The following is a 6,522-nucleotide window of genomic DNA, read 5'->3' as shown; positions in this document are numbered from 1 at the left end:
TTGCAAAATTACTTCGCAAGACGAAATAAGTGCTTGTTTTGAAAGAGTATTTTTATGGCGTACGACATGGCGTCAGTTTGTATACACTTTTACTTCCTTTTTTTCGCACTTTTACTTCGGTTGACGTGAGGTGTGCGGGGGATTCCACGTTCTTTAAAATATCCCGGAGACCCAACCAAGAGATGCCCGCAGGTACCAAGCTTTTTGGACACAAGGCGAGAATCATGCTGTTCGCCAGTCCGTATGACTGCATCAAAGCCATCCTCGATGACGTCAACCATGCGATCAGAAAGATGGATATCCAATTCAATGTCGGGATACTTCTCCATGAATCCGTCAAACGCCGGCATCATCAGTCCCAACAACTGGGGAACGCTTATTCGCAACCGTCCGCGCGGCGCACCGACTGCATCAGCAAGTTCCGCCTCCGCAGCTTCCATTTCGGACAGGACGCGTCGACAGCGCTCAAGGAAGAGCGCCCCTTCAGCTGTCAAGGTAACACTGCGGGTACTGCGGTGGAACAGGCGCACTAGTAGGCGCTCCTCCATTCTGGCGATACTCTTACCTACCGCCGATGCGGAGACGCCCAATATGCGACCAGCATCCGTGAAGCTACGCGTTTCAGCGACTTGTACAAACATCGCCACAGCACCCAAGCTATCCATACTCAATCAATTTCTCCCGATTCGATCGCTAAGCGTAAGGTCCAGACTAGCCGCAGCGAGCAAGGCGCAATCCCGTAAACATCGTTCGCGTCGCAGGGTGTTCGACATTCCGATAGGTCACACGCGTGTGGCAAGGCGCGGTCACGCTGGCGCCGCCGCGTAACACCATTGACGCACCAGGTGGAAGGTTCTTGGCGAATATCTCCGGGACGGTCTCATCGCCACTGACATAGGCTCTATAACGGCTGCTGGTCCATTGCCAAACGTCGCCATAAACCTGAGCTAAGGCCGGCGCAGCGTGCTCCCATTCCTGCTCGGTGGGCAGCCTTGCTCCGGCCCAATTGGCGTAGGCTTCAGCCTCGAAATAGCTGACGTGCCGTACTGCGCCGTCCAAGGGTAGCTGCCGCAAGCCGCCGAGTGTTTTCTGCATCCAGCTGTCCCCGACCGACTCCCAATAAAGCGGCGCATGCCACCCTTCCTGACATGCCATGTCCCACCCCTCTGCCGACCAAAATTGCGCTCGCTCGTATCCGCCGTCGGCCATGAACGCCAGCCACTCTTCATTCGACACCAATCTGTCGGCGATACTAAATTCCGCTAGGCTGACTAGGTGTTGGGGCTGCTCATGGCCAAGGCTAAACCCATCCGCACCAGCTCCAATTTTCGCAATGCCAGCTCCAAATCGAAGGAACTGTCCACGCCCACCAGGCTCCGCATCGATCCAGTGAGAGCCATACCATTGAGTATCGAGTTGACTGGAATTTATTCGCAGTCTGTCGGACAACATCAACTCCTGCTGACGCTCTTCGTTCGCAATGCCGATAGCGAGGAGCTCGTCTATAGCCTCACTAAAATCGGTATGCAGCAAGACGCGAATGTGATCATCGACATATCGACGATATTGCGTCGCGCGCTCACCAAGCGAATCGTTTCGTTCAAGTTCGAAGGCAACGTAGCCTTTGACATGCGGCACCAACATCGTAGTCTCGAAAAATTCCGTGCTACCTATCAAACGAAGCGCGATCGACTCTAGTTCGCTCCCAGAACGCCCTGGAGCGCTGAGCGACTCACTTCGCCGACGTACTTGCCGATAAAAAATTAGTTGATCGTTTCTAGCGCGCAGCTCTGCGCCAATTTTCGAGAAATCGATCTGGCGTCCACTACATGGTGACGCTGGGGGTAGGTGATGGTCATTCATAGTCTAGCCAATTAATACGTATGTACATATTGTGCCGTCGACTTAAGTGAAAGTCAAGCAGCCACTTAGAAGACCGTCTTGCGGACACAGCCAAAAGGCTAGGAACGGCAATTTGAACTTGACTCCATAAATACGTACGTACATAATTGCGAAGATTAGTACTAGTAAAGTTTGCGCCAACCACCTAAGGAGTCTGAAATGATTAAGCTGGAAATCAACGGCAAAATGCGTAACCTTGATGTCACCGGGGATGTCCCATTGTTGTGGGCTTTGCGCGATTCGGCGCAAATGACCGGTACCAAATTCGGCTGCGGCATGGCACTGTGTGGCGCCTGCACCGTTCATGTAAACGGCGAGGCGACCCGGTCCTGCACGCTCCCAGTATCTGCCGTTGTGGGCAAAAAAATCACGACGATCGAAGGTGTGTTCGCAACTCAGATCGGCCGCGCGACGCAGAAAGCTTGGCTCGATAGCGAAGTGGTCCAATGCGGCTATTGCCAATCCGGGCAAATCATGTCCGCTACTGCACTACTCGCCAAGAACCACCACCCCTCGGACGCCGATATCGATGAGGCCATGAGCGGCAATATCTGCCGCTGCGGCACATATCCACGCATCCGGGAAGCAATCAAAGAAGCAGCTAAGTTGGTAACCGTTAAAGGAGCATGAGCATGGCTATCCGTCACTTTATTGCCTCATCCACGCCTACCGAGGCGTCTGAATCGCGCCGTGGTTTTCTAAAAACGTCCGGTCTTCTTGGGGGCGCGCTGATGGTAGGATTTTGGGCTCTACCGGATGAAGCGCTCGCCGCTGCGACCTCACCTGCGACTTACGATGCGAATGCTTTTATCACCATCGGCTCCGATGACAGCGTCATCTTGACGATCGCTAAAGTTGAAATGGGTCAAGGTACCTACACTTCGCTGCCGATGCTCATCGCTGAAGAGCTCGAAGTCGACTTGGCCAAAGTACAGCTGCGCCACAGTCCTCCAGACGCAAAGAATTATGGCTTGCCTTTCGGTGATCAATTCACCGGCGGTTCACTGAGCATTCGTACTCTTTGGGAGCCAATGAGGCAGACTGGCGCTGCTGCGCGTATGGTGTTGGTGCAAGCTGCAGCCAATGAATGGGGCGTCACCACTGACAGCTGCTATGCCGAGAACGGAAGTGTAGTCCATCGTCCGTCCGGCCGCCGCGTTAGCTATGGCAAGCTGATTGGTACTGCCGCAAAATTGCCTGTGCCGGAAAAAATTGCGTTAAAACCCCCTTCCGAATTTAAGCTTATTGGCAAGCCCGTAAAACGTCTTGATGCCAAGGGTAAGACTGACGGCTCCGCTAAGTTCGGTATCGACACCATTGTTCCCAATCTCCGCTTTGCGGCGGTTGCTGCCAGCCCGGTCTTCGGAGGCAAGCTTAAATCCGTCGATGATAAAAAGGCCCGCAAGGTTCACGGCGTGCGTGACGTCGTAAAACTCGACGATGCTGTCGCTGTCATCGCCGACAACAACTGGTATGCCAAGAAGGGCCTGGCGGCGCTGGATGTTCAATGGGATGAAGGCGCCAACGGACAATTGAGCACGGCAACGCTGCAGAAGCTGATGACTGAAGCGCTGCAACGGCCCGGCAAGGTCGCCCGTAATGACGGCGACGCGGCCAAAGTTCTCGCCGGTGGAGGCGAGAAGCTGCAGCGAACCTACATCAATCAGATGCTGTCGCACGCGACCATGGAGCCGATGAACTGCACGGTCCATGTGCTGCCCGACAGCGCTGAAATTTGGGTCGGTACTCAAGTTCCTGCGCGCGCACGCGATGCGGTGGCGAAGCTACTGGGACTACCACCTGAGCGCGTAGCACTTCACAATCACTACATCGGGGGCGGCTTCGGACGCCGTCTTGAAATCGACTTTATTGTGCAGGCCGCCGCCATCGCTAAGCAAGTAAAGTATCCCGTGAAAGTCGTATGGTCGCGGGAGGAAGACATCCAGCACAGCAAATTCCGTGGCATGTATGCCCACTCGGTCTCCGCGTCGTTGGATGCACAAGGTTTTCCGGTGGCGCTATCGCACAAAATCGCCGGCCCGTCCAACTTGGCGACATTCGCTCCTGGTTGGCTCAAAGATGGCCTCGATATCGATGCCGTCGAAGGCTCTGATGTCTTCGCCTACGATATTCCAAATATGAAAACGGAGTACACACGCGAAGATGGACCAGTGCCTACGGGCTTCTGGCGTGGCGTAGGTCCGACTCGCAACATGCTGGTGCTCGAAAGTTTCATGGACGAGCTGGCCGTCAAGGCTGGAAAAGATCCATTGGCGTATCGGCTTGCGCTACTCAAAAAAGACAAGCGCGCTTACAAGGTACTTGAACGCGCTGGCGAACTTGCCGGTTGGGGAAAAAAACCTGCTAAGGGCACCGGTCGCGGTATCGCGCTGATGCACGCCTGGGGTACTTACCTGGCACAGGTCATCGACGTCACTGTGAACGATAAAGGCGACATCCAGGTAAATCGCGTTGTCTGCGTAGTGGACTGCGGCATCGTCGTCAACCCGGATACGGTGAAAGCTCAAATGCAAGGCGGTATCAATTTCGGCCTGACTGCGGCGCTGTTCGGTGATATCACGTTGAAAAACGGCCGGGTCGAACAAAGTAATTTCCACGACTATCCAATCTTGCGCATGAGCCAGGCGCCGAGCATTGTCGTAGACATTATCCCTAGCAGCGAGGCACCTGGTGGTATCGGAGAGCCCGGCACCGCCGGTGTGGGCGCCGCCTTCGTCAACGCAATCCATGCAGCGACCGGGCACCGTCTGTACACCCTCCCCGCCCAACCCCAGCTCGCAAAGCTGGCCGGCGCGGCTTGACGTGAGTATCGGCGTCCCGGCGAAGGCTGGATCAAGCCGGGACGTCGAATTCTCGACAACAGATGAGATATGTAGATGGATAGCTTAGATTTAGAAGTACTCAAGAAATGCAGTCAATGGCTAATGGAAGGCCTTCGATGCGAATTAGTCACCGTGGTCAAAACATGGGGGTCCAGCCCGCGTCCACCAGGGTCTTCACTGGCCATATGCGAAGACGGTGGCGTCATTGGCTCTGTCTCCGGTGGTTGCATCGAAAACGATCTGATAGCCAATGTGCGAGCCAACGGCATCTTCAATTTGCTACCAACAAAAGTACGTTATGGAGTGACTGCGGAACAAGCGCATAGCTTCGGCCTGCCATGCGGCGGAACTATCGAGCTTATAATCGAACCACTCCACGCTGGAAGTGGAATTGACACCTTGCTTAACCATTTGAATGAGCATCAACTGGTGGAGCGCACATTGAACCTCAAAGACGGCTCCGTTTCACTGTCGACCACGACGACCGTAAGTTTCCCGACGAGCGATGATGGGACCTTTGCCATGGTCTTCGGGCCGAGATGGCGGCTGCTCATAATCGGAGCTGGCCAACTTTCACGCTTTCTTGCGCAGGTGGCACAGGGGCTCGACTACCATGTCACCGTATGTGATCCGCGCGAGGAGTATCGGTCGGGCTGGAGCCTACCCGGCGTCGAGCTTGTGCATGCTATGCCTGACGACGTTGTGCTCGACATGCGCCTCGATGGGCGCAGCGCAGTGATCGCGCTGACTCACGACCCGAAGCTTGATGACCTCGCACTGATGGAAGCACTTAAGTCCGATGCCTTCTACGTTGGAGCAATCGGCTCACACCTCAACAACTACCGCCGACGCGAACGTCTTAAAGAGTTCGACTTGACGGAGCAGCAAATCGCGCGACTCCATGGACCGGTAGGTCTGCGTATAGGAAGTAAGACCCCTGCGGAAATCGCAATCTCGGCCCTAGCAGAGATGACGGCGGTCAAAAATAACGCTTTGCTCCCACACTGACATACAACGGAAAAACAGCAGATGGATCGATGCGACGGCAGCATCGGATTATCTGCATTTTGAAAACAGTGTGTCTGCAGTTGCGCGATATATCTTTCGGCGTCGACTGCCTATACTCGGCATAGTCGCCATCAACAAATACGAACCGTGAATTCCAAGCCTTATATTCAGCCTGTCGCCCTCGAAAAACGTGTAGCCATTGGCCGCAGCGGAATGAAAATTGGATTGCGCATTTTTGGCAAGCGATCGACCCAAGCTGGCGCTCCCTTAGTCGTTTACTTTCACGGTGGGGCTTTCAATACGGGGGATATCAGCGAGGCAGACCAGCTCGCTATGTCGCTCGTTACCGACGCTGTAGTGGTCAGCGTGGACTATCCGCTGGCGTCTACACTTCGGTTTCCCGAGTCGATCGAGGCAGCGTACGACGTGGTGAAGTGGGTGTGGAAAAATGCGAGCGCGTTTGGCGGGCATGCATCGCAACTAGTTATCGCCGGACACCAGGCGGGTGGAAACCTCGCTGCCGTTACGGCAATGGTCGCTCGCGACCGTGCGACGCAAGGAGGACTAGCTAGGCTTCAATCGATTCTCCCCGAGTGGCAAACGAAGCCGCTGCCGCTGTACCTGCTTTATCAAGCACAGCGGCACCTGCCTTTACGCACGCGCAAGTTCATCGACTTTGCCACCAAGTGGTTCGCAGAGTCAGAACGAAGCGCGGCATTTATGTGACTACGCTTTGGAGCTAGGGCGAGCGGCCACCTTCTTATGCCAT

6 protein-coding genes and 1 pseudogene are annotated in these 6,522 nt (G+C 55.0%); 5 read left to right on the top strand and 2 right to left on the bottom strand.

Going from position 1 to position 6,522, the window contains the following annotated elements; all coding sequences use genetic code 11:
* Nucleotides 1-131: 131 nt before the first annotated feature.
* Nucleotides 132-665 (bottom strand): annotated as a pseudogene (locus tag M0974_RS20675) (LysR family transcriptional regulator); the annotation flags it as partial.
* Between the two features lie 46 nt (nucleotides 666-711).
* Nucleotides 712-1,326: an SUMF1/EgtB/PvdO family nonheme iron enzyme gene (locus tag M0974_RS20670; protein WP_297841014.1), complete on the bottom strand. Its 615-nt coding sequence runs from the start codon at nucleotides 1,324-1,326 to the stop codon at nucleotides 712-714.
* Between M0974_RS20670 and M0974_RS20665 the strand changes: the two genes are divergently transcribed.
* The 5 genes from M0974_RS20665 (at nucleotide 1,291) to M0974_RS20645 (ending at nucleotide 6,479) form a co-directional block, all read left to right on the top strand.
* Entirely contained in the window at nucleotides 1,291-1,698 is a 408-nt protein-coding gene (locus tag M0974_RS20665; protein ID WP_297841015.1) for a hypothetical protein, read from the top strand. The two genes, M0974_RS20670 and M0974_RS20665, sit on opposite strands and share 36 nt — an antisense overlap.
* Nucleotides 1,699-2,061: 363 nt before the next feature.
* The gene (locus M0974_RS20660) at nucleotides 2,062-2,532 is read left to right on the top strand and encodes a (2Fe-2S)-binding protein (protein ID WP_297841013.1); all 471 of its coding nucleotides are present in this window, start codon (nucleotides 2,062-2,064) and stop codon (nucleotides 2,530-2,532) included.
* Between the two features lie 2 nt (nucleotides 2,533-2,534).
* Nucleotides 2,535-4,724 (top strand): xanthine dehydrogenase family protein molybdopterin-binding subunit, encoded by a 2,190-nt coding sequence (locus M0974_RS20655; RefSeq protein WP_297841012.1) that lies wholly within the window; start codon nucleotides 2,535-2,537, stop codon nucleotides 4,722-4,724.
* Between the two features lie 75 nt (nucleotides 4,725-4,799).
* Entirely contained in the window at nucleotides 4,800-5,753 is a 954-nt protein-coding gene (locus M0974_RS20650; protein WP_297841011.1) for an XdhC family protein, read from the top strand.
* 147 nt (nucleotides 5,754-5,900) lie between these two features.
* Nucleotides 5,901-6,479, top strand: coding sequence for an alpha/beta hydrolase fold domain-containing protein (locus M0974_RS20645; RefSeq protein WP_297841010.1), 579 nt, complete (start codon nucleotides 5,901-5,903; stop codon nucleotides 6,477-6,479).
* Nucleotides 6,480-6,522: the final 43 nt, after the last annotated feature.

It is taken from the genome of Pseudomonas sp. (assembly GCF_026224925.1).
GTDB lineage: Bacteria > Pseudomonadota > Gammaproteobacteria > Pseudomonadales > Pseudomonadaceae > Aquipseudomonas.
The sequence above is the reverse complement of the archived record's forward strand: the minus strand, read 5'-3'. Positions and strand labels throughout refer to the sequence as shown.